Annotated in this window: 25 protein-coding genes and 1 other RNA gene; 11 read left to right on the forward strand and 15 right to left on the reverse strand. The window is 64.4% G+C overall.

Annotated elements, in window-relative coordinates; translation table 11 throughout:
• Positions 1-65 precede the first annotated feature (65 nt).
• The 8 genes from leuC to grxD all read left to right on the forward strand — a co-directional run bounded on the left by leuC (position 66) and on the right by grxD (position 5,327).
• Positions 66-1,493: a 3-isopropylmalate dehydratase large subunit gene (gene leuC, locus OU999_00160; GenBank protein WAC23645.1), complete on the forward strand. Its 1,428-nt coding sequence runs from the start codon at positions 66-68 to the stop codon at positions 1,491-1,493.
• 70 nt (positions 1,494-1,563) lie between these two features.
• Complete coding sequence (locus OU999_00165; protein ID WAC23646.1) at positions 1,564-2,421, forward strand: N-acyl homoserine lactonase family protein; 858 nt, start codon at positions 1,564-1,566, stop codon at positions 2,419-2,421.
• A 5-nt stretch (positions 2,422-2,426) separates the two neighbouring features.
• Positions 2,427-2,615 (forward strand): isopropylmalate isomerase, encoded by a 189-nt coding sequence (locus tag OU999_00170; GenBank protein WAC23647.1) that lies wholly within the window; start codon positions 2,427-2,429, stop codon positions 2,613-2,615.
• Positions 2,602-3,195 carry a 3-isopropylmalate dehydratase small subunit gene (leuD, locus tag OU999_00175; protein WAC23648.1) on the forward strand — a complete coding sequence of 198 codons (594 nt, stop codon included), beginning with the start codon at positions 2,602-2,604 and terminating at the stop codon, positions 3,193-3,195. The genes OU999_00170 and leuD overlap by 14 nt, the downstream gene beginning before the upstream one ends.
• Positions 3,196-3,313: 118 nt before the next feature.
• Positions 3,314-4,309, forward strand: a complete 996-nt coding sequence (locus tag OU999_00180; GenBank protein ID WAC23649.1) for an NADPH:quinone oxidoreductase family protein — start codon at positions 3,314-3,316, stop codon at positions 4,307-4,309.
• Positions 4,310-4,399: 90 nt separating this feature from the next.
• Positions 4,400-4,726 carry a DUF1476 domain-containing protein gene (locus tag OU999_00185; protein ID WAC23650.1) on the forward strand — a complete coding sequence of 109 codons (327 nt, stop codon included), beginning with the start codon at positions 4,400-4,402 and terminating at the stop codon, positions 4,724-4,726.
• A gap of 3 nt (positions 4,727-4,729) precedes the next feature.
• Entirely contained in the window at positions 4,730-4,963 is a 234-nt protein-coding gene (locus OU999_00190) for a BolA/IbaG family iron-sulfur metabolism protein (GenBank protein WAC23651.1), read from the forward strand.
• 31 nt (positions 4,964-4,994) lie between these two features.
• A complete protein-coding gene (gene grxD, locus OU999_00195; protein WAC23652.1) occupies positions 4,995-5,327 on the forward strand; it encodes a Grx4 family monothiol glutaredoxin in 333 nt (110 codons plus the stop codon).
• Positions 5,328-5,437: 110 nt separating this feature from the next.
• Here grxD and rarD read toward each other — a convergent pair whose 3' ends face one another.
• Both rarD and OU999_00205 read right to left on the reverse strand, forming a co-directional pair.
• The gene (gene rarD / locus OU999_00200; protein ID WAC23653.1) at positions 5,438-6,346 is read right to left on the reverse strand and encodes an EamA family transporter RarD; all 909 of its coding nucleotides are present in this window, start codon (positions 6,344-6,346) and stop codon (positions 5,438-5,440) included.
• Between the two features lie 109 nt (positions 6,347-6,455).
• Complete coding sequence (locus tag OU999_00205; protein WAC23654.1) at positions 6,456-6,677, reverse strand: hypothetical protein; 222 nt, start codon at positions 6,675-6,677, stop codon at positions 6,456-6,458.
• 189 nt (positions 6,678-6,866) lie between these two features.
• On the opposite strand from OU999_00205, the gene OU999_00210 reads away from it, so the two are divergent.
• A complete protein-coding gene (locus OU999_00210; GenBank protein ID WAC23655.1) occupies positions 6,867-7,250 on the forward strand; it encodes a glycine zipper 2TM domain-containing protein in 384 nt (127 codons plus the stop codon).
• 76 nt (positions 7,251-7,326) lie between these two features.
• On the opposite strand, the gene OU999_00215 is transcribed toward OU999_00210, so the two are convergent.
• From OU999_00215 to OU999_00225, 3 genes are read right to left on the reverse strand one after another with little or no spacing between them, the layout of a single operon-like run.
• On the reverse strand, positions 7,327-7,623 hold the full coding sequence (locus tag OU999_00215; GenBank protein WAC23656.1) for a (2Fe-2S) ferredoxin domain-containing protein: 297 nt from the start codon (positions 7,621-7,623) through the stop codon (positions 7,327-7,329).
• A 30-nt stretch (positions 7,624-7,653) separates the two neighbouring features.
• Positions 7,654-8,187 carry a J domain-containing protein gene (locus tag OU999_00220; GenBank protein WAC23657.1) on the reverse strand — a complete coding sequence of 178 codons (534 nt, stop codon included), beginning with the start codon at positions 8,185-8,187 and terminating at the stop codon, positions 7,654-7,656.
• Between the two features lie 46 nt (positions 8,188-8,233).
• Positions 8,234-9,991, reverse strand: a complete 1,758-nt coding sequence (locus OU999_00225; GenBank protein ID WAC23658.1) for a caspase family protein — start codon at positions 9,989-9,991, stop codon at positions 8,234-8,236.
• 183 nt (positions 9,992-10,174) lie between these two features.
• Here OU999_00225 and OU999_00230 point away from each other — a divergent pair, with 183 nt between their 5' ends.
• A complete protein-coding gene (locus tag OU999_00230; protein WAC23659.1) occupies positions 10,175-10,366 on the forward strand; it encodes a hypothetical protein in 192 nt (63 codons plus the stop codon).
• A 45-nt stretch (positions 10,367-10,411) separates the two neighbouring features.
• On the opposite strand, the gene rnpB is transcribed toward OU999_00230, so the two are convergent.
• The 10 genes from rnpB to OU999_00280 form a co-directional block, all read right to left on the reverse strand.
• Positions 10,412-10,816, reverse strand: an RNA gene (gene rnpB, locus OU999_00235) — RNase P RNA component class A.
• Between the two features lie 37 nt (positions 10,817-10,853).
• Positions 10,854-11,489 (reverse strand): N-acetylmuramoyl-L-alanine amidase, encoded by a 636-nt coding sequence (locus OU999_00240; GenBank protein ID WAC25311.1) that lies wholly within the window; start codon positions 11,487-11,489, stop codon positions 10,854-10,856.
• Between the two features lie 47 nt (positions 11,490-11,536).
• The gene (locus OU999_00245; protein WAC23660.1) at positions 11,537-12,481 is read right to left on the reverse strand and encodes a DMT family transporter; all 945 of its coding nucleotides are present in this window, start codon (positions 12,479-12,481) and stop codon (positions 11,537-11,539) included.
• A 76-nt stretch (positions 12,482-12,557) separates the two neighbouring features.
• Positions 12,558-13,427, reverse strand: a complete 870-nt coding sequence (locus OU999_00250; GenBank protein ID WAC23661.1) for a protein-glutamate O-methyltransferase CheR — start codon at positions 13,425-13,427, stop codon at positions 12,558-12,560.
• Complete coding sequence (locus OU999_00255; GenBank protein WAC23662.1) at positions 13,424-14,491, reverse strand: response regulator; 1,068 nt, start codon at positions 14,489-14,491, stop codon at positions 13,424-13,426. The genes OU999_00250 and OU999_00255 overlap by 4 nt, the downstream gene beginning before the upstream one ends.
• Before the next feature lie 55 nt (positions 14,492-14,546).
• Entirely contained in the window at positions 14,547-14,912 is a 366-nt protein-coding gene (locus OU999_00260; GenBank protein WAC23663.1) for a response regulator, read from the reverse strand.
• A 112-nt stretch (positions 14,913-15,024) separates the two neighbouring features.
• The gene (locus tag OU999_00265) at positions 15,025-15,459 is read right to left on the reverse strand and encodes a chemotaxis protein CheW (protein ID WAC23664.1); all 435 of its coding nucleotides are present in this window, start codon (positions 15,457-15,459) and stop codon (positions 15,025-15,027) included.
• Positions 15,456-17,834 (reverse strand): chemotaxis protein CheW, encoded by a 2,379-nt coding sequence (locus OU999_00270; protein ID WAC23665.1) that lies wholly within the window; start codon positions 17,832-17,834, stop codon positions 15,456-15,458. Before OU999_00270 ends, OU999_00265 begins: the two co-directional genes overlap by 4 nt.
• An 84-nt stretch (positions 17,835-17,918) precedes the next feature.
• Entirely contained in the window at positions 17,919-18,569 is a 651-nt protein-coding gene (locus tag OU999_00275) for a histidine phosphotransferase family protein (GenBank protein WAC23666.1), read from the reverse strand.
• A gap of 143 nt (positions 18,570-18,712) precedes the next feature.
• Complete coding sequence (locus tag OU999_00280) at positions 18,713-19,123, reverse strand: M67 family metallopeptidase (protein WAC23667.1); 411 nt, start codon at positions 19,121-19,123, stop codon at positions 18,713-18,715.
• A gap of 16 nt (positions 19,124-19,139) precedes the next feature.
• On the opposite strand from OU999_00280, the gene OU999_00285 reads away from it, so the two are divergent.
• Positions 19,140-20,117, forward strand: coding sequence for an RluA family pseudouridine synthase (locus tag OU999_00285; GenBank protein ID WAC23668.1), 978 nt, complete (start codon positions 19,140-19,142; stop codon positions 20,115-20,117).
• Positions 20,118-20,146: the final 29 nt, after the last annotated feature.

Below are 20,146 nucleotides of genomic sequence, written 5' to 3' on the forward strand. Positions count from 1 at the left end.
TGGATTTGGGCATTGGCTTCTGCCAAGCGCCCTAGCATATCCGGTTTGAAGGGGTAATCTGCACGATGGCTCAGGCAAGGACGCTGTACGAAAAGATCTGGGACGCGCACGTCGTCGATCAGCGCGACGATGGCACCGCGATCATCTTCATCGACCGCCATCTCGTGCATGAAGTGACCAGCCCGCAGGCGTTTGAGGGATTGCGAATGACCGGGCGCAAGGTGCGCAGGCCAGACCTCACGCTCGCCGTGCCCGATCACAATGTGCCGACCACCGCGCGGATCGATGCCAGTGGCAACCGCGTGCCGATTGCCGACCCGGAAAGCCGCGCGCAGCTCGAGGCGCTCGAGCGCAACGCGCCCGCGTTCGGCGTGCCCTATATTGACGCCACCGACATCCGCCAGGGCATCGTCCATGTCATCGGGCCCGAACAGGGCTTCACGCTGCCGGGCTGCACCATGGTCTGCGGCGACAGCCACACCGCCGCGCACGGCGCGCTGGGTGCGCTCGCCTTTGGTATCGGCACGTCCGAGGTCGAGCATGTGCTGGCAACGCAGACGCTGCAGCTCAAGCGCTCCAGGTCGATGGAGATCCGGGTCGAGGGTGATCTGCCTGACGGCGTCAGCCCCAAGGACCTGATCCTGCACATCATCGGCCAGATCGGTGCGGCAGGCGGCACCGGCCATGTCGTCGAATATCGTGGGCCTGTGTTCGAGAAGATGTCGATCGAAGGCCGGCTGACCATCGCCAACATGTCGATCGAGGCAGGCGCGCGCGCTGGTCTGATCGCGCCCGACGATACGACCTTCGCGTATCTCAAGGGTCGCCCGATGGCGCCCAAGGGCGCGGACTGGGAGGCGGCAGTTGCCTATTGGCGCACGCTCAAGACCGATGACGGGGCGGTGTTCGACAAGTCGGTGGTCGTCAACGCCGCCGATATCGCGCCCTCGGTCACCTGGGGCACCAGCCCGGAAGACGTGGTGCCGATCACCGGGGTCATTCCCGATCCGGACAGCTTCGAGGATGCCTCCAAGCGCGCCGCTGCGCAGAAATCGCTCGACTATATGGGCCTTTCTGCCGGCACCCCGCTCACCGAAGTTCCAGTCGAGCATATCTTCATCGGCAGCTGCACCAACAGCCGCATCGAGGATCTGCGCGCCGCTGCCGCCGTGCTGAAAGGCCGCCGCAATGCGCCCGGCATCAAGTCCGCGCTGGTGGTGCCGGGTTCCGGCCTGGTCAAGCGCCAGGCGGAGGAAGAGGGGCTGGACCGCATCTTCATCGAGGCCGGTTTCGAATGGCGCGAGCCGGGTTGTTCGGCATGCCTCGGCATGAACCCGGACAAGGTGCCTGCGGGCGAACGGTGCGCATCGACCTCCAACCGCAATTTCGTCGGCCGCCAGGGCCCTGGCGCGCGTACGCATCTCGTCAGCCCCGCAATGGCGGCGGCAGCGGCGGTGACCGGACGGTTGGCGGATGTGCGGGACCTGGTGTGATCGACCTGCACGCTTGCCATAGGGCATGATGTTGCCGACGATGCTGCAAGGCTGCGACAGAAGGGCAAGGATGATGCGCAAGTTGAAGACATGTTTCGTGATGGCAGCCTCGCTGGGCCTGGCTGCCCCTGCCGCCGCACAACAGGCCGAGGTGAGCCAAGCCGAGGTCAAGCTGTGGCGGCTCGATTGCGGATCGGTCGCGGCTAACGACCTCAACGCGTTTTCGGATACCCAGGCCTATACCGGCAAGTCCAAGCGGCTGGCCAGCAGCTGCTATCTGATCCGCCACGGCAGCGATTACCTGCTCTGGGACACCGGCCTTCCCGCCGCGATGAAGGGCAAGCCGCTTGATCCCAAGGCGGCGATGGACGCCACGGTGACCGCGACGATCAAGGAGCAGCTGGCGCAGCTCAAGGTCGATCCGGCCGCGATCAGATATGTCGGGGTCAGCCATTATCATTTCGATCATATCGGCCAGCTCGCCGACTTTCCGGGCGCGACGCTGCTGCTCGGCAAGCCCGACTGGCAGGTGGTGACCACCGATCCGGCGAGCTATGGCGCCAACCCGCAGCCGTTCGAGCCCTGGATCAAGGGCGGCGGCAAGGTGGAGCAGGTCGCGACCGACAAGGACGTATTCGGCGACGGATTGGTGACGATGCTGCGCCTGCCCGGCCATACCCCCGGGCATAACGGCCTGCTGGTGCGGCTGAAGGGCAGGGGGCCTATTCTGCTGACCGGCGATCTGGCCCATTTTGCCGAGAATTACGCGACAAACGGCGTGCCGACCTTCAATGTTGATCGGGCACAGACGCTGGCTTCGCTTGACCGGTTCAAGAAACTGGCAGACAATCTCAAAGCAACCGTGATCATTCAGCACGAACCGGCAGATATCGCAAAGCTGCCGGCATTTCCCCAAGCGGCGGAGTAGGATAGTTGACCAAGGACAAGAAGAACGGCTGGTCCAACAGCGCCATGGCAGGCGCTGCGGTGGGATCGGCGGCGCTGGCAGCAGCATTGCTCTATGTCGGCAAGCAGTTCAGCAAGCCCAAGCCGGACACCGCTGGCAAGAAGCCCGAAGAACCGGGCGCCGAAGCGACCGAGGGACCCCATGCAACCGATTGATCGCGTCGAGGGCCGGGCCATTCCCTTTGGCCGCAAGAATGTCGATACCGATATCATCATCCCCGCGCAGTGGCTGAAGACGATCAGCCGCGAAGGGCTGGGCAAGGGTGCGTTCGAGACGGTGCGCGCAGAGCCGGGCAATGTGTTCGACGATCCCGAATTTGCCGGTGCGCCGATCCTGATCGCGGGCGATAATTTCGGCTGCGGATCGAGCCGCGAACATGCCGCCTGGGCGCTGACCGATCTGGGCATCACGGCGGTGATCGCGCCCAGTTTTTCGGATATTTTCTCCAGCAACGCGTTCAAGAACGGCATCCTTTCCGTCGTGCTGCCGCAAGAGGCGGTCGACCGGTTGATGGAGGTCGCGGCGACCGATCCGATCCATATCGATCTGGAAAGCCAGACCGTGACCACGCCGTTCCAGGACCGGTTCAGCTTCGATATCGATCCGTTCCGCAAGACCTGCCTGATGCAGGGGCTGGACGAGATCGGCCTGACAATGGCCAAGACTGACGCGATCAGCGCCTATGAGGCGAAGGTCAGCGCCGAACGTCCCTGGCTGGTGCCTGCTACTGCATAATTCCGTCATTCCCGTGAACGCGGGAATCCCGCTTCTTCGCCAAGTGCTGAAGCGAGCGGGACCCCCGCCTTCGCGGGGGTGACGGGGAATAATCACAAACATTTGGAGAGAGCCCAAAATGAAAGCCCTTTTGTCGAACGCCGCAGGTGGCCCCGAAACGCTGGAAATGACTGAGATCGACAGCCCGGTCGCAGGTGCAGGCGAGCTGCTGATTGCGGTCAAGGCCTGCTCGATCAACTTTCCCGACGCGCTGATCATCAAGGACATGTATCAGCTCAAGCCCCAGCGCCCGTTCGCGCCGGGCAGCGAGATTGCAGGGATTGTCGAGGCGGTGGGCGAGGGCGTCACCGGCTGGGCCGTGGGCGACCGCGTGATTGCGGGCACCGGATTTGGCGGACTGGTCGAGAAGAAGGTCGTCGCTGCTGCCGGGGCCTACAAGCTGCCCGACCAGTTCAGCTTCGAACAGGGCGCATCGCTGCTGATGACCTATGGCACCTCGATCCACGCGCTCAAGGACCGCGGCCATATCAAGCCCGGCGATACGCTGCTGGTGCTGGGCGCAGCCGGCGGCGTGGGGCTTGCCGCGGTGGAACTGGGCAAGGCCTATGGCGCGCGCGTGGTCGCGGCTGTGTCGAGCGAAGTCAAGGCCAAGGCCGCGCGGGAATCGGGAGCGGACGATGTGGTCGTCTATGAGCGCCAGCCGTTCGACAAGAACCAGTCGCGGGCGCTGGCCGATGCGTTCAAGCAGGCGGTCGGCCCCAATGGCGCGGACATCGTCTATGACGCGGTGGGCGGCGATTACAGCGAGCCTGCAGTCCGTGCGATGGCGTGGGAAGGCCGCTTCCTGGTGGTCGGCTTCCCCGCCGGTATCGCCAAGCTGCCGCTCAACCTCACCCTGCTGAAGAGCTGCGACGTCTGCGGTGTGTTCTGGGGGGCGTTTGCGGCGCGCGAGCCGAAGCGCAACGCGGCCAATATCGCCGAGCTGTTCGATCTGTGGGCGGCGGGCAAGATCTCCCCGCGCATCTCCGAAACGTTCAGCTTCTCCAATGCGCCTCAGGCGATCGCCAAGCTTGAAAATCGCGAAGCAATCGGCAAGCTTGTGGTGACGATGTAACCAGTGGAATCATGCGGTTTGGCGCTTGCCGCTTTGGCGCGCTGGGCCTATGCGCAGACGCCAGACCTGCATGACCAACAAGGGGCCGACATGACCAGTTTCAATGATCGCGAACGCGCGTTCGAAGCCAAGTTTGCAGCCGATGAGGACCTTCAGTTCCGCATCACCGCCCGCCGCAACCGCCTGATCGGCAACTGGGCTGCCCAGCAGATGGGGCTGACGCCGGAAGAGACCGAAGCCTATGCCAAGTCGGTCGTCCAGGCCGATTTCGAGGAAGCGGGCGACGAGGATGTGATCCGCAAGCTGCTCGGCGATCTGGTGTCTGCCGGCGTCGATATCGACGAACTGGGCGTTCGCACCGCGCTGGAGGCCAAGATGGCCGAAGCCCGCCGCCAGTTCATCGAGGAGTCGAACTGAACCATGCCCATGGCCGCAGCCGATATCGAGGCGCTGATCAAGTCGGGCATCCCCGATGCCGAGGTGACGATCACCGATCTCGCGGGCGATGGCGACCATTACGCCGCGCATGTCGTGGCGGAAAGTTTCCGCCCGCTCTCGCGCATCGCCCGCCAGCGCGCAGTCTATGCGGCGCTGGGTGGACGCATGGGCGGAGAACTCCACGCCTTGCAACTCACCACGGCGGTTCCCAGCTAATTGTCATCTGCATATTCAAGGAAGCATACCGATGACCGACACCGCACAGGCCCGCATCGCCGAAATCGTCAAGGCGAACGACGTCCTTCTGTTCATGAAGGGCACGCCGCTCTTCCCGCAATGCGGCTTTTCCAGCCGCGCCATCGCAATTCTCGACCATCTGGGGGTGGATTATGAGAGCGTCGATGTGCTGCAGGACATGGAAGTCCGCCAGGGCATCAAGGAATTTTCCGACTGGCCGACCATTCCGCAGCTCTATGTGAAGGGCGAATTCATCGGCGGATCGGACATCATGATGGAAATGTTCGAGGCAGGCGAACTGCAGACGCTGATGCAGGAAAAGGGCCTGGTTTCGGCCGGGTAATCACTGCCGGAGCAATGGTTCTACGCGGCACTCCTGCGCAAGCGGGGGTGCCGTTTCATTTTGGCGATCCGAGTGTCAGGCGCGATTGCCGCCTTTGCGAAAATGGCGGATCAGGCCGTTTGTTGCGCCATCCGCGCCGCGCGTGAGCGGCGCACGCCATCCAGGCAGAAAACCACCACTGCGCTCCAGATCAGCGCAAAGCAGATTGCGTGGGCGCGGGTGAACGGTTCGTCATAGACGAATACGCCCAGCATGAACTGGATCGTCGGGCCGATGAACTGGACGAAGCCCAGCGTCGAAAGCGGCATCTTGCGCGCCGCGCTGGCAAACAGCAGCAACGGGAGCGTGGTCATCGCGCCCCCTGCGATCAGGAAGGCGTCGGTATAGGCTGAATAGCCAAAGCCGGGCGTCGGGTCATACAGATGCGCCCAGATCGCATAGCCGATCGCAAAGGGCAGCATCAGCACGGTTTCACAGGCCAGGCCCGGCAGCGATCCGACCGGGGCCATTTTGCGCACCATGCCATAGAGGCCGAAGGTGCCCGCAAGCGACAGGCTGATCCAGATCGAGGCGAGCGATTCGCTCGCCAGCACCAGCACGCCCGCCGCCGCCAGCGTGATCGCGATCAGCTGCGTGCGGTTCATCCGTTCGCTGAAAAACACGACGCCCAGCGCCACGTTGATCAGCGGATTGATGTAATAGCCCAGGCTCCCGGCCAGGATGTGCTCGTTGGTGATCGCCCAGATATAGATCAGCCAGTTGCCCGCGATCAGCGTCGTGCTGGCCAGCATGAAGCGCCGGGTGCGCGGATCGGTGATCGCGCTGCGAAACTCGCCCAGGCTCTTGCGCGCCCAAAGGATCGCCAGCACCAGGATCACCGACCACATCACGCGGTGCGCGACGATCTCCACCGGGGAAATGCCCTGCAACTGCTTGAAGAACAGCGGCATGAAGCCCCAGATCGTATAGGCTCCCACCGCCTCGGGCAGGCCGTTCAGTCGCTTGGTGTCACCGCTCATCGCGGCGGGGTAGAGTGATTTCGCGCGAAATGAAACATGTCACGGCTCGCAGATGACGGAAAACGGCAATCCGGACCGTGCGAGCGCGCGAGTGCCGCGCATGCGCGGGTCAGATAATGCCGCCGCCCAGCGAAAGCCGTATGATGCACACCACCAGCACGATAAGGCACAGATTGCGTCCGGTGTTGCTGCTGGACAGGAAGCCCAGCAAAACCCCGACCAGCGCGATCGGCACGATCAGCCAGTTGAGCGCGCCCAGCAGCGGGATGAAGGCAGGGATGGCGAGCAGCAGGGCCACGATCCCGACGAGAATGGAGAGGATGTTCAGCATGTGTCTTATATGGATAAGACAGCGGAACGTTGCAAGTGTTTTCACGGTTCGTCGCTGTAATGGCTCGCTTCATCGGTGAAACGACCGGAATCGGGCACGTTGTCATCTGTTCATGAAACTGGCTGCGAGGATGAATGTTGTTAGCTTCGAGCCGGGCCAAACGTCCGGAGCAATTTGTGGAGACAAACCATGTTTACTCTTGCCCTTGCCAGCGCTGCCGCATTTCTGAACCCCGCGCCCGCAGCTCCTGCTGCCCTGCCGGTTTCGACCAATTTCTATTCGCAGGATGTTGCGCAGTTCGACCGTGGCGAACGCCGTGCCTATCGTGAAGGCCGCCGCGATGCGCGCCGCCAGGCCCGTTACGAGGGTCGCTACTGGCGCGGTGAAGATGGCCGCTATCGCTGCCAGCGCAGCAACGGCACGACCGGCCTGCTGGTCGGCGCAGGTGTCGGCGCTCTGCTCGGCAACGAGATTGCAGGTCGCGGCGACAAGACGCTGGGTGCCGTTGTCGGTGGCTTGGGTGGCGCAGCCGCAGGTCGTGCGATCGATCGCAGCCGGGTCAACTGCCGCTAAGGCCTGACCTGAACCAGACGCACGCATCGTGCGCCTTGCAAGGGGCCTCTCCCGGCGACGGGAGGGGTCCTTTTGCTTAGGCGCTCAGGTCTTCTGCGAGCCGGTCGATATCGGCGTCCTCGCGCACGATCTGCCAGCGATCGGGATGGCGCGTGTCGATCAGCACCACGCCCTTTTTCGGGCAGATGTCGAGGCACGGTACTTCGACCACGCCCAGCCGCGCCTTGCGGCCCTTTCCGGCGGGCAGGCGGCGCTTCAGCGCCTTGGCGAGCGAACGGTCGCCTTCGGGGCCAAAGCTGGCCTTGGCGCGTTTCTGGCACTTCTTGCACACCAGCAGCGCATGCGACCAGTTGGCGCGGATTTCGGTTTTCATGGGCGAGCAGATAGGGATGAGGCGGCGTGATTACACGCCCTTCCAGGTCTTTCGCTCCTCGGCGCTGCGCAATACCGCATAGGCCGCCTGGATCGCCTGGAAGCGCACGGCGGCCTCCTTGTCGCCCTGGTTGGTATCGGGATGATTGGCCTTGGCGAGGCGGCGATAGGCCTTTTTCACCTCTTCGAACTCGGCATGCACATCGCATTCGAGCACATCGAGCGCGCGCATCTCGTCGCGGCTGCGCGATCCGTCGCCAGAACCCGTCCAGCCGTGAAAGGCGGATTCGCGATAGCCCGAATTATCGCGCTGTTCCTCGGCGGCGCGCGCCGCCGCCTCTTCCTTGTCGAGGCCGGCAAAATAGTCCCAGCCCTGGTTGTATTCGGCGGCGTGGCGCTCGCAGAAATACCAGCGATCAGGGCTGTTCGGGGATTTGGGGGCAGGGCAATTGCCCGGCTGATCGCAGCCATGCCGATCGCACATCCGCACCTGCTGCGCCTCACGCGAAGCGCCATAGCCCCGCCAGCGCGGGAAACCCCAGTCGGTAGATCGTCTGCCTGCCATGCGCTGTCATCTAGCCATCACAAGCCCACAGGGCTAGAGGCTTCCCTCATTCCGGCAAGACGATACTGGCCAGCACGCCGCGCCTGCCGGGGTCGAGCTCCTTGTGCGACAGTGCCAGCCGCGCCCAGTAGTCGGCTTCTCTGGCAGAGCGTGGGACACCCAGGCCGTCGGCATAGCGCCGGGCCTGCAGGAATTGCGATCCGGAAAACCCGCCGCTCGCGCCGCGGGTGCAGTGGCGCTCGGCGTCCGTACCCGCCAGTTCGTTGCGGAAATAGGCGAGTTCGCACAGCCAATGGTCGCCCTCGCGATTGCCTTTGGCGGCCAGCGCGTTCAGCAGCCGCTGGGATGTTGCCTGGTCGCCCGTATGCGCGCCGAGCGCGAACATCGCGAAGGGATGGCCCTTTTCGGCCGCCTGCAGGAACAGGCTCCGCGCCCGTGCCTTCAACGCTGCCACCTTGGCGGGATCGCGCTCACCCCGCGCCTCGACGATCAGAAGGTCGCCCAGATGCGACTTGGCCTTGGCATAATCCTGCGCCGCGGCAAGTTCGTAGAGTTCACGCGCCCGCGCAGCCTCTTCAGGCACGTTGTTGCGCAGGAAATAGGCCAGTTCGAGTTGTCCTGCAGGATGACCCTGCGCCGCCGATTTCTCCAGCCACTGGCGCGCGGCGGGCAGGTTCTTGTTAATGCCGACCCCGAATTCCATCATATAGCCCAGCAGATATTGTGCGACCGGGTCATTGGACTGCCGCGCCGCCAACAGAATGTCGCCCAGCCGGGCCTGGGTCAGCAGGTTGCCGACGATATAGGGTTCGTCCTCCACCGCCAGCCGGTCGAGCGTCAGTGCGGCAAGAACACTGGTCATTTGCGGCAGGGCCATGGCGAGCGCCGCCGCTGCGCCGCCGCGCGGTGCCCCGGTCCGTGACCTTGCAGGGTCGGGCATCGGCATCAGGAAGAAATCCTCGCGGAACTGCCCATAGCGGACAGGATATTGCGCCGGATCGATCACCGGCTTGGTCCGCTCCTCCACGTCGCGGGCGACGATCTTGAGATACTGGTCCAGCTCCAGCCCGGGCGTTCCGGTATGCTTGGCGATAGCGGCGGCAAACGGGCTGATCGCGTCGGCCTTTGGCGGGGCATCGTCCAGCGCCGGGCTGCCCTTGACGGTGGAGTAGAACACCACGCCCTTGCCGCCGCGTGGCAGGCCGATGGTGCCGACCGCCCCGTCACGCCCGCCCGGATCCAGATCGGTCAATTCGACAACGGCATCGAATGAGCGGCAGGCATCGAGAAAGAACAGGTTGAAGCGCTTGGCCCTGGCGGCGCCCATCACCGATTCCAGCGGCAGGAAATGCTCGCCCAGGCCGTTCTTGCTGGCGTAGCGCGGGGCATCGACCGGGACGAGATAGTTTTCTCCGCCAAATTCGAAGCCATGCCCGGCATAATAGACGAGCGCCGTGTCCGCATTGCCGGACAGGTCGGCAAATTCGTCAATCGCCGCCCGTGCCGACGCAGCATCGACATCGACCAGCCGGATGACGCGGAAGCCGGCCTTGGCAAAGACGTCGCACAGCCGCTCGACATCATTGCCGGCGTTCGCCAGGCTGTCCCAATCGGCGCCGTCATACCCGCCATTGCCGATCAGCAGGGCTACCCGCTGGTTCTGCGCCGGCTGGCCGCACTCCTTGCGCCCGGCATCGGCCTTGGCGGCAGGTGCCTGTGCAAGGGCTGTCCCCGGCAATGCCGCCATCAGCGCCAGCGCCCCGCCCGCCAATGCAATCCGCCAAATCCCCGCCTTGCCGCCCATGCCTGTACCCCTGACCGTGTGCTGGAAAGCTACAGCCTGGCTCTGCATCCCGCAACGCCCCGCTCGCTTCATCGACCCGCGATGTCGTTTGTCGAACGCTAAGGGTCTTGAAAGCATTGATCGGCTATCTATCTCGCATTCGCAGCATAGATTGCAATTGAAGACGTTTCAGGGAATCCGTTGATGAGCCGCCAGTTGATGTTCGCAGCCATGCTCTCCATCGCGATGATGGCGACGTTCGTGCTCGGCTCGCAGGCTTATGCCGGCGGCGATGCGGCGCAGGATTTTGCGCAGTGCGACCTGGAAGAGCTGGAGCAGTCGCCCGCCGCCATCGATTATTCGGTGCCGTCCAAGCTGGTGCTCGCCTCGCTCTGAGCACGACCGGCCCGAGGCCGTTTTCATCATCCACAAAATCGCAAAATCGCCAGAGGGTCTGTAAGCCGGGTTCTGTCCTGACCGTTGCCGGTCATGGGCAGCCATTCCTCTAGGCGGGGCATTGCTGCACCGCTCAAGCAACCAACCCGGGCGGCAAGGGGCCGAAACTCCCCTGGGACGCGCCTCCGACAAGCGGAAACCGTATCGCCAAATCCGCCCCTATTCGGTCTTGCTCCGGATGGGGTTTACCGTGCCGCGAACCATTGCTGGCCGCGCGGTGCGCTCTTACCGCACCCTTTCAATGTTACCGGGCCGAAGCCTTGGGCAACCTGCTTTCTGTTGCACTGTCCCTGGGGTCGCCCCCGCCGGGCGTTACCCGGCATCCCTGTTTCGTGGAGCCCGGACTTTCCTCGCGCCATTTGCATGACCCGCGGCTGCCCGACCCTCTGGCTGCGCGCGGCCTAGCGCGGAATGGGGGTGAGCGCAATCAGCGCGTGCGCCCTGCGTCCCGGTCCAGCAGCAGCGCGAACAGGATGGCGCGGCATTCGCCGTCGATCTCGCCGGTGATGGTGCCGGGCCGCCAGCGCCGCTGGAAGGCGGTGGTCGCCGCGCGGCCATCAGAGATGTCATAGCCGAAGCGTTCGAGCGCGAGCATGAAAGCCCCATCGCTCCAATAGGGATCGACCAGCCGCCCATCGGGGATCGGCAGCGCCAGGCGCACCCGCGCCAGCCTTTGCCAGTCGAACAGTTCGCCCGGATCCTGCTTGCGTGCCGGCGCGATGTCGCTGTGGCCCACGACATTGGCACGCGGGATATTATACCGGTCGACAATATCGGCGACGAGCGGGATCAGCGCGGACATCTGCTCTTCGGGGAAAGGGCGATAGCCGAATTCATGGCCGGGATTGACGATCTCTATGCCGATACTGGCGCTGTTCACATCGGTGATGCCGCGCCAGTGCGATCGGCCCGCATGCCAGGCGCGCCCCGATTCCTCGACCATGCGGATGATCTGGCCATCCTCTGTCACGACATAGTGCGCGGACACCTTGCTGGCCGGATTGGCGAGCCAATCGATCGCAGAAGGGGCGTCCTCCATGCCGGTATAGTGCAGCACCAGCATGGTGATCGGCAGCTTGCGCTCGTCAAAGTTCGGCGACGGGGTGTCGATCAAGATCTGGTCCCTTCCTTCATCAGCCGCGCCTTGGCGAGCTCGCGCGCCTTCTGGGCGTTGCGGACGGCCACGATAGAGACGCCTGCCAACGCGATCAATCCGCCTGCAATCATCAGCGGCGTCAGCGGGGTGCCGAACCACCAGGTGGCAAAGGCGACCGAGATGACCGGGGTCGGGATGGTGAGCGGGCTGACCGTCGAAACGCTGTGCCGCTGCAGCAGCCAGACCATCGCACCATGGCCGCCGATGCTCGATCCGATCGCGGCATAGGCGGTCCAGGCATAGGTCTCGGCGGTCAGGTGCGGCAGTTTTGCCATGCCGTTCGGCTCGAGCAGCAAGGCAAAGGGCAGGATCACCAGCGATCCGATCAACCCCAGCCAGCCGCTGATATTGAGCACGCCGATGCCGCCCAGATTGCGCTGGATCAGCGTCGCAGTGGCCCAGATCAGGCTGCCCACGGCGGATATCGCGATCGCGGGCAGCTCCTTGCCCGCCGAGGGATCGAACACCAGCAGGACCACGCCGAACAGCGCCAGGACGATCCCGATCAGGCGCGGCACGCCGATCTTCTCCTTGAGGAAGATGACAGCGAGGATCAGCGAAAAGGGCACGCCAAGCTGGCCAGCGATGGCGAGCGCGCTGACATTGTTGCTGACCTTGAGCGACAGCCCGACCGCGACATAGAACAGGCCGCCGCTCAGGACGCCGAGCAGGCCGATCAGTTTCATCCGGCCAGGCACGATGCGCAGGAAAGGCAGGCAGACCAGCGCGACGATCGCCTGGCGCAGGAACGCCCCAGGCAGCGCGCCGGCGCTGTCCACGGCGGATTTCATCGCGATGATGTTGAAGCCCCAGAGCAGCATCATCATCACGGCCACGGCCCAGTCGAGCCGTCCAAAGCCGCGTTCGGGCAGGTCTTCAGGGTGCGAATCGGGCTGCATGCGCGCTGGCATAGGGCAAATGCCGGTGCAGAACAGCACCTTGCTGCACCTGCGAAGGGTCAGGCTTCAAAAAAGCTCAGGACAGGGGGGGAGGCAAGGCCGAGAGGCCGGTGCGTCCGGGAAGCGCCTTGCAATAGAGCCCGCGCATTTCGCGCGTGGCCGAAAACAGCTCGGTCTGGTCCATCACCGTTTCGGCCGCGCCCAGCATCAGCAGGCCATCGTCCTCCAGCGAGCGTTCCAGCTTGGAATAGGCAATCGCGCGGGTTTCGGGCGCAAAGTACATCAGCACGTTGCGGCACAGGATGATGTCGAAACGGCCAAGATCGGTGCGGGGCTTGAGGATATTCTCCTCCTGGAAGCGCACCATCTGCTGCAGCCGCGGATCGATCACCCAGTCATCGCCGTCCTGGGTGAAATAGCGCAGCATATAGTCGACAGACAGGCCGCGCTGGATTTCGAACTGGCTGTAGCGCCCCGATCTTGCGCGGGCGATGACCGAGGCCGAAATGTCGGTGCCGACGATTTCGACATTCCAGTCGGCCCAGTGCTCGCGCTCATTTTCGATCAGCATCGCTACCGAATAGGCTTCCTGCCCGGTCGATGTGCCCGCGCACCAGATGCGCAGCGATTTGCGCTGTGCCCGGCGTTCGCGCAGCACCGGAAAGGCTTCCGACCGCAAGGTGGCGAACAGCGCTATGTCGCGAAAGAAGAAGCTCTCGTTGTTGAGCATCAGCTCAAGCGATTCCTGCAGCAGCTTCTCGTTCTCGGCATCGGAAAGCACCGCAACCAGTGCCTCGAGGTCGGGGATGGCATGCTGTTTGAGCAGCGGCGCAAGCGCCGACTGGATGCGCCAATAGCGGCTGGGTGCGATCTGCTGTCCCGTGCGGGTTTCCAGCAGACCGGCAAGGATGCGGGTGGCATCGGTGGCGGGTTGAGCGTGGATCATGCGTCCTCCAGCCAGCAATCGGCAATGAACCGGGCGATCCCGGCAGGGGGCAGAACCACGCTGGCAAGGCCTGCGCGCGCGACGCTGCCCGGCATGCCCCAGACGGTGCTGGTTTCGATGTCCTGCACATAGATGGGGGCACCGACCTCTGCGAGCGCGCGGGCGCCTGCCAGTCCGTCAGAGCCCATGCCGCTCAGCATCACGCCAGCGCCGCTGCTGCCGAAACAGCGTGCGACCGCTTCCAGCATCGGATCGACAGAGGGCTTGTAGGCGCTGGCCGGCCACTCGCGCAGCAGCGCGATGCGCACCTGCCCGTCGGCGCGTTCCAGCCCCAGATGCGCGTCGCCCGGCGCGCAATAGATATGCCCGCGCTTGAGCGGCATGCCGTTCGTCGCCAGACTGACCGGGCGAAGGCCCAGTTCATCGATATGCCGCACGAAATGCGGCATGAACTCGGCGGGCAGATGCTGGGTAATCAGGATAGGCGCATCGACCCGGGGGTCGAGCGCGCTGAGCAGCGTGTGAATGGCCGGGATGCCGCCGGTCGACGATCCGATCGCGATGCACTGGAGCGGGCAGGGCAGGTTGACCGGCCGGGTCAGCACCACCGGCACCGCCGTGTGCCGGGTCAGCCGGTCTTCGCTGAGCAACTGCAGCCGCTGGTGGAGCGCCTGGATGAAATCCTGCGAATAGAATTGCCGCTCGGGCTTGGCGAGCGTGTCGCTCGCCCCGAGCGCCAGTGCCTTGAGCGATGCGGGCGCGCCATCGCCGCAATGCGATGACAGCACCAGGATACGCGCATGATGGCTGGCGGCGAGCAGGTCCGGAAGCGCCTCCAGACCGTTGCGGCCAGGCATCTCGATATCCAGGATGATGATGTCGGTCGTGCCGTTCTGCAGAAAGGCGAGCGCAGCTGCTGCCGATGCGACGCTGGTGGCCAGTTCGAGGCCGGGCAGCGATTCCACGATGCGTTGCAGGATCGACCGGGTGACCAGGCTGTCATCGACGATCAGCACGCGGCTGTCCACCGCTTGGCTCGCGGACCGCAAGGGCTCCCGCCGCACGGCTGTCCCCTGTCTGGGCCCTGTCATGACGTCGCTACCCCCCTCGCGCTGCAGGTCAGGCGCAGCCGACGATTTGCAGCTTGCTGTGCAGGGTTTCGCGGTCAAAGGGCTTCATGACATATTCGTCCGCTCCCGCCTCGATCGCCGCCTGGATATGGCCGCGACCGTTTTCGGTGGTGCAGAAGACGACCTTGGGGTGATGGCCGCCCTGTTCCTTGCGCAGCGCGCAGAGAAATTCCATGCCGCCCATCACGGGCATGTTCCAGTCGAGCAGCACGACATCGGGCATGGCTCGGCCGCAATGCTCCAGCGCCTCGCTGCCATCGGCGGCTTCCGTCACGGCAAAATCGAGCGTTTCCAGAATGTGCCTCGCAACCTTGCGGATCACCTTGCTGTCGTCGACGACCAGACACGTTTTCATCAAAGCGGCCTCCCTGCGGCATATGCGCCGATGTTCGATCTTATGGCCGATTGGTAATCAGCAGCTTAACGGCGGCCATCGCTGGCAAACGTTTGTTGCAAAACATGGCCCGTCATGCGGCGCGGCGCGTCGAGGGGTTCACCATGTAATCGGGATCGATCAGCAGGAATGTCTCGCCGTCGAGCTCCAGCAATGATCGGCCTATCTCGCTCCATCCTGCGGGCAGCTGGCTGGGCAGCGGCAATGTGGGCGTGCGGATGGGGATGACGTCGAGCACGTCATCAACCAGCAATCCATAGCAGCAGCCGCCGATATTGACGACGATCGCCGGCTGGCCCGAGATCAGTTCGGCAGGCTCGCCGGTGACGAAATACTGGCAGTCGATCAGCGTCAGCACCCGACTGCGCAGGGCAAACAGGCCGCAGATAAATGGCGCGGCAGACGGCACCGGCACCGATTCGCGGACCTTGACGACGCTGTCGATCCGCTCGGACGGAATGGCGACCGTCTCGCCCGCGATCACCGCGATGAGATACAGGTCCTTCATGCGCTCTGCCTTTTCTGGCCTGCGATCAGGCGCCCCAGCAGCGCCGCGCGGTCATAGCGGTAGATGACGTCGCCATCGGCCGTGGCAGCCGATAGCGTATCGCTCAGCCGGATCACCTGTCCGCGCAGCGAAGCGGGGGCAGGCGCTGTGTCGCCGACGATGATGCTGATCACCGCATCGCCTTCTGCCGCATCATCGATACTCGACATCACCGGGCGATATCCCGCTGCGGCGACCAGAGGAGCCAGGATATGGCGCGTCCAGGGATCGTCCTGACCGATCAGGCGGCAGGCGGGGCGATCGGTTTCGGGCGGTGCGCCCAGCAGAACGCTGAAGATCCAGTGCACGTCGAGCACTTCCAGCTGCAGATCGCCTATCAGCGCGATGCCGCCGATCAATCCGGGCTGCGGAGCGGGTTCGACGCGCGAGGGCAGGCGAACGATGTCGATCACATCGTCCACGGCATAGAGCGCCTGCAACCGCCCATCGGTCAGGTGCAGCAGCTTGGCAAAGGGTTCTGTCGGTAGCGCGGAAAGGCCGATCACCGGCCGGCTCTCGCCATCGATGCTCAGGCGGACCTGGCCTGCTGCTATCGCAAGCCTGCGGCTGTCCACATCCTCGACGCGTTCGACGGCAGTCAGCGGGATCAGGCGCAGATGGCCTCCCGGTTCCTGGAACAGCAGCGCCGAGCCGCCATCGGCTGATGCCGCAGCTTCGGTCTCGTCGGTCAGGCTCTGGTCGGACCGGGGAAGTTCGTTGAGCCGCGCGCGATGTGCCAGGCCCAGGGGATCGAGCAGCAGCATCGGGCGGCCATTGTCCGGCAAGGTGGTGCCCGCATAAAGCCCATCGGCCATGATCACCGGTGCGCCGGGGCGCACGACCAATTCCTCGTGATCGATCACCGCCTCTACCGACAATGCGTAGCGCAGGTCCGACGCGGCATTGACCGTGATGATGGTGCGATAGCGCGCCTGAGGAGCAGCATCGGGATCGAGCCCCAGCAGCGTTTCCAGCGCGACATAAGGCAGGCATTCGCCGCGAATATAGGCAAGGTCGCTGCCGCCGACCTGCTGAATGCGGACCTGGCTGTTGTTGTCGAACAGGATTTCGCGGATCGCCGAACGCGGCATCGCGAACTCCTGTCCGCCGGCCCGCACCGTCAGGCACGGGATGATGGTCAGCGTCAGCGGTACGCGCAGGATGACGCGCAGGCCCTTGCCGGGGGTGTTTTCCAGATCGATCGATCCGCCGATGCGCTCGATATTCGACCGCACAACGTCCATGCCGACACCGCGGCCGGAAATCGCGGTGACATGATCCGCTGTCGACAGGCCGGGCGCGAAGATCAGCTCCAGCCGGGCGCGTTCGCTCAGCGCGTTGATTTCCGCCGTACTGCGGACCTTTGCCGAAAGCGCCCGCGCGACCAGCCGGTCGGTGTCGATGCCGCGCCCGTCATCGGCAATCTCGATCAGGATCTGATTGCCCGACTGGCGTGCGGCGATGCTCAGCCGGCCGGTTTCGGGCTTGCCCGCCAGCCGCCTTGCCGTGGGCATTTCGATGCCATGGTCGATGGCATTGCGGATGATATGGGTCAGCGGATCGCGGATCATCTCGATCATCTCGCGGTCCAGCTCGACATTGCTGCCCGATGTGCGCAGGTCCACCAGCTTGCCCAGATCCGCGCAAAGATCACGCACCAGCCGGGGGAGGGGGGAAAATATGCGGTCGATGCGCTGCATCCGCGTCTGGCCGATCGCGTCGCGCATGTCGGCAATGCACGACGACAGCCGCTCGAAGGCGTTTTCCAGACTGGTACCGTTCTGCTCGTCGCGCAGGCAGCGGGCGACCTCGTTGCGCGCCAGCACCATGTCGGACACGCCATTCATCAGATGATCGATCAGTTCCAGCGGCACGCGGATCGACCGGACCACTGCCTGCCGTCGTGTCAGATCGAGATCGGTCCTGCTGTTTTCGATCGGCAGTTCGACTTCGGGCGCGGCGGCGGTCACATCGCGGTTCAACGCGGCGATCAGGTCGGCATCGGTGCTGTCGGGCAGGGCCTCGCCGGTTTCCATCACCACGATCAGTTCGCCGATCCGGTCGATGATCCCCAGCACCGCATCGACCAGCGGCGCCGAAGGTTCGCGCGAGCCATCGCGCACCTGGGCGAGCACGTCCTCGGCAGCGTGGCTCAGCCGCTCGAAACGGGGCAGGTTGAGGAAGCCGCAGCTGCCCTTGACGGTGTGGACGAAGCGGAAAATGCTGTCCAGCCGGGCGCTGTCCCTGGGGTCTTGCTCCCACAGCACCAGCTCGCTGGCCAACGCGTCCAGCGTTTCGCGGGTCTCAGCAATAAATTCCTGAATCAGGTCGTCCATCGTCACCGTCCGCATGCGCTGGCGGACGGTGTGCGCTGAATATGGTTAAGATCAGGTTGCGCGGCCGACGATGCGGCCAGCCGATCAGACGCGCAGCATCGCCCCGATGATCAGCGATTCGGGTGTCGCGGCCAGCTGGATGGTGCCGCCATTGGCGCGCGCGATCCGTTCGATCATGAAAGCGGGCGCGGTGCGCGGGCTCAGCATCGCGCTGGCCATATCGCCTTGCAGGGCGTGCGCCAGCGTCTCGTCGATCACGACCTTGGGTCCGGTGGCGTTGACCGCGATCTCGCACTGACCGTCCTGCTCTTCCGCCGCGATGATCAGCTGCCCGCCACGCACCAGGCCATCAAGGCCGATCAGCGCGAGGTTGAGCAGCACCTTGACCGCAGGCTTGGCCAGCATCGCGCTGGGCACATGCCATTGCAGCTCGACCCGCGGCTTGTCGGCAACCAGCCCTTCGATCAGCTGGCGCGGTTCGCTGACATCGACCTTGTCGCCAAAACCACCGGCCGCACCAAAGGCGAGGCGGAAGAACTTGAGCTTGTTCGCCGATGCGCGGGCGCTGTCGGTCAGCAGCTCGATGCAGCGGGCTCGCATTTCCGGATCGGTTTCGTCCGCCAGCAGCTCGAGCCCGTTGTTCATCGCACCGATCGGGCTGAGCAGATCGTGGCACAGCCGCGAACACAACAGGCTGGCAAGTTCGGTTTCGTTCAGGTCCGTGGTGCTGGGCATAAGCGGGGACTGGCCTTTGTGGCGATGATCGGGAAGAAATGCGCAAATAACGGCGGGGCCGTGTCGGGCCGATGTGGCGAAAATGCCGCACAGGTTCAAGCCTTAATGCACCATCGTGTAACGCCGGCGGCGAGCAGTGCCAGTCATGGGGCAGGCGGGGCGATGTCCACCGCGTCGAACGCTGCGTGCACCGAGCCGCCAGCTGCCGCGCGCCATGCTGTGATTTTGGTGCCTGCGATGATCAGCCACAGCCTGCCGTCAGGGGCCGCGCTCGCCGCGTCGCGCGGGGAAGGCTCGGCGCGGCCATTGGGGTGCGAATGATAATAGCCGATGATGTGGGGGCCACCGCTGCGCATCGCGCGTTCCGCCGCGATCAGCGCTGCCGGATCGATCTCGAACGTGTCGGACGGGGCATCGGCCACATTGGTGCAGGGGCGGACATGGGTGATTGCCCCGGCATCGCCCAGCAGCAGCCCGCAGCATTCCAACGGATGCGCGCTCGCGGCCTCGGCCAGCAATTGATCGTGGAGCGCGCTTGAAAGCAGGACCGGCATCGGCCAGATCATAGCGATGAACGGTGGGCAATCCAGTGGCAGTGCAGATGGTGGCAACACCCGGGCGGGCAGAGTGCCGGAATCCGCTGTCGGCCAGCGGATCGATGCCGGGCTGGCGCTGATCGAACCCGAACTGTCGCGCGAGCGGATCAAGGCGCTGATCCTGGAGGGGGCGGTGGAGCTGGACGGCAAGGTCGCCAGCCGTCCCTCGGTCAAGCTCGCTGCCGGTATGCGCTATGCGATCCGCGTGCCCGAGGCGCAGCCGCTCGACGCCGAGGCACAGGCCATCGCGCTCGACATCGTGTTCGAGGATGCACACCTGCTGGTGGTCGACAAGCCCGCCGGGCTGGTGGTGCACCCAGCCGCAGGCCATGCCGATGGCACGCTGGTCAACGCGCTTTTGCACCATTGTGCGGGCCAGCTTTCGGGCATTGGCGGCGTGGCGCGGCCCGGGATCGTGCACCGGATCGACAAGGACACGTCCGGGCTGCTCGTGGTGGCCAAGACCGATGCCGCGCATCTGGGCCTGGCTGCCCAATTTGCCGAACATTCGATCAACCGCCGCTATGTCGCGATCGTGCAGGGCCGGCCGAGCCCCGCCAACGGCACCGTACGCGGCAATATCGGCCGATCCGATCATGATCGCAAGAAAATGGCAATGGTGGGTGAGGGGCGCGGCAAGCATGCCGTCACCCATTTCACCAGCGAGGAAAGGCTGAAGGATGCCACGCGGATCGAGTGTCGGCTGGAGACCGGCCGGACCCACCAGGTGCGCGTTCACATGGCCAGTATCGGCCATGCGCTGCTCGGCGATCCGCTCTATTCGCGCCCGCCCAAAGCCCTGCGCGACCTGCTGAAAGGCGCGGATTTCCGCCGCCAGGCATTGCATGCCCAACGGCTGGGGTTTATACATCCGGTGACTGGATCTGAATGCGACTTTTTTAGTCCGATTCCGGCCGACATGGCGGAACTTTTGGATAGATTGCGTGTTTAGGTTGCAAGTCGAAATGCGATCCCCATGAA

It is taken from the genome of Blastomonas sp. SL216, assembly GCA_026625625.1.
GTDB lineage: Bacteria > Pseudomonadota > Alphaproteobacteria > Sphingomonadales > Sphingomonadaceae > Blastomonas.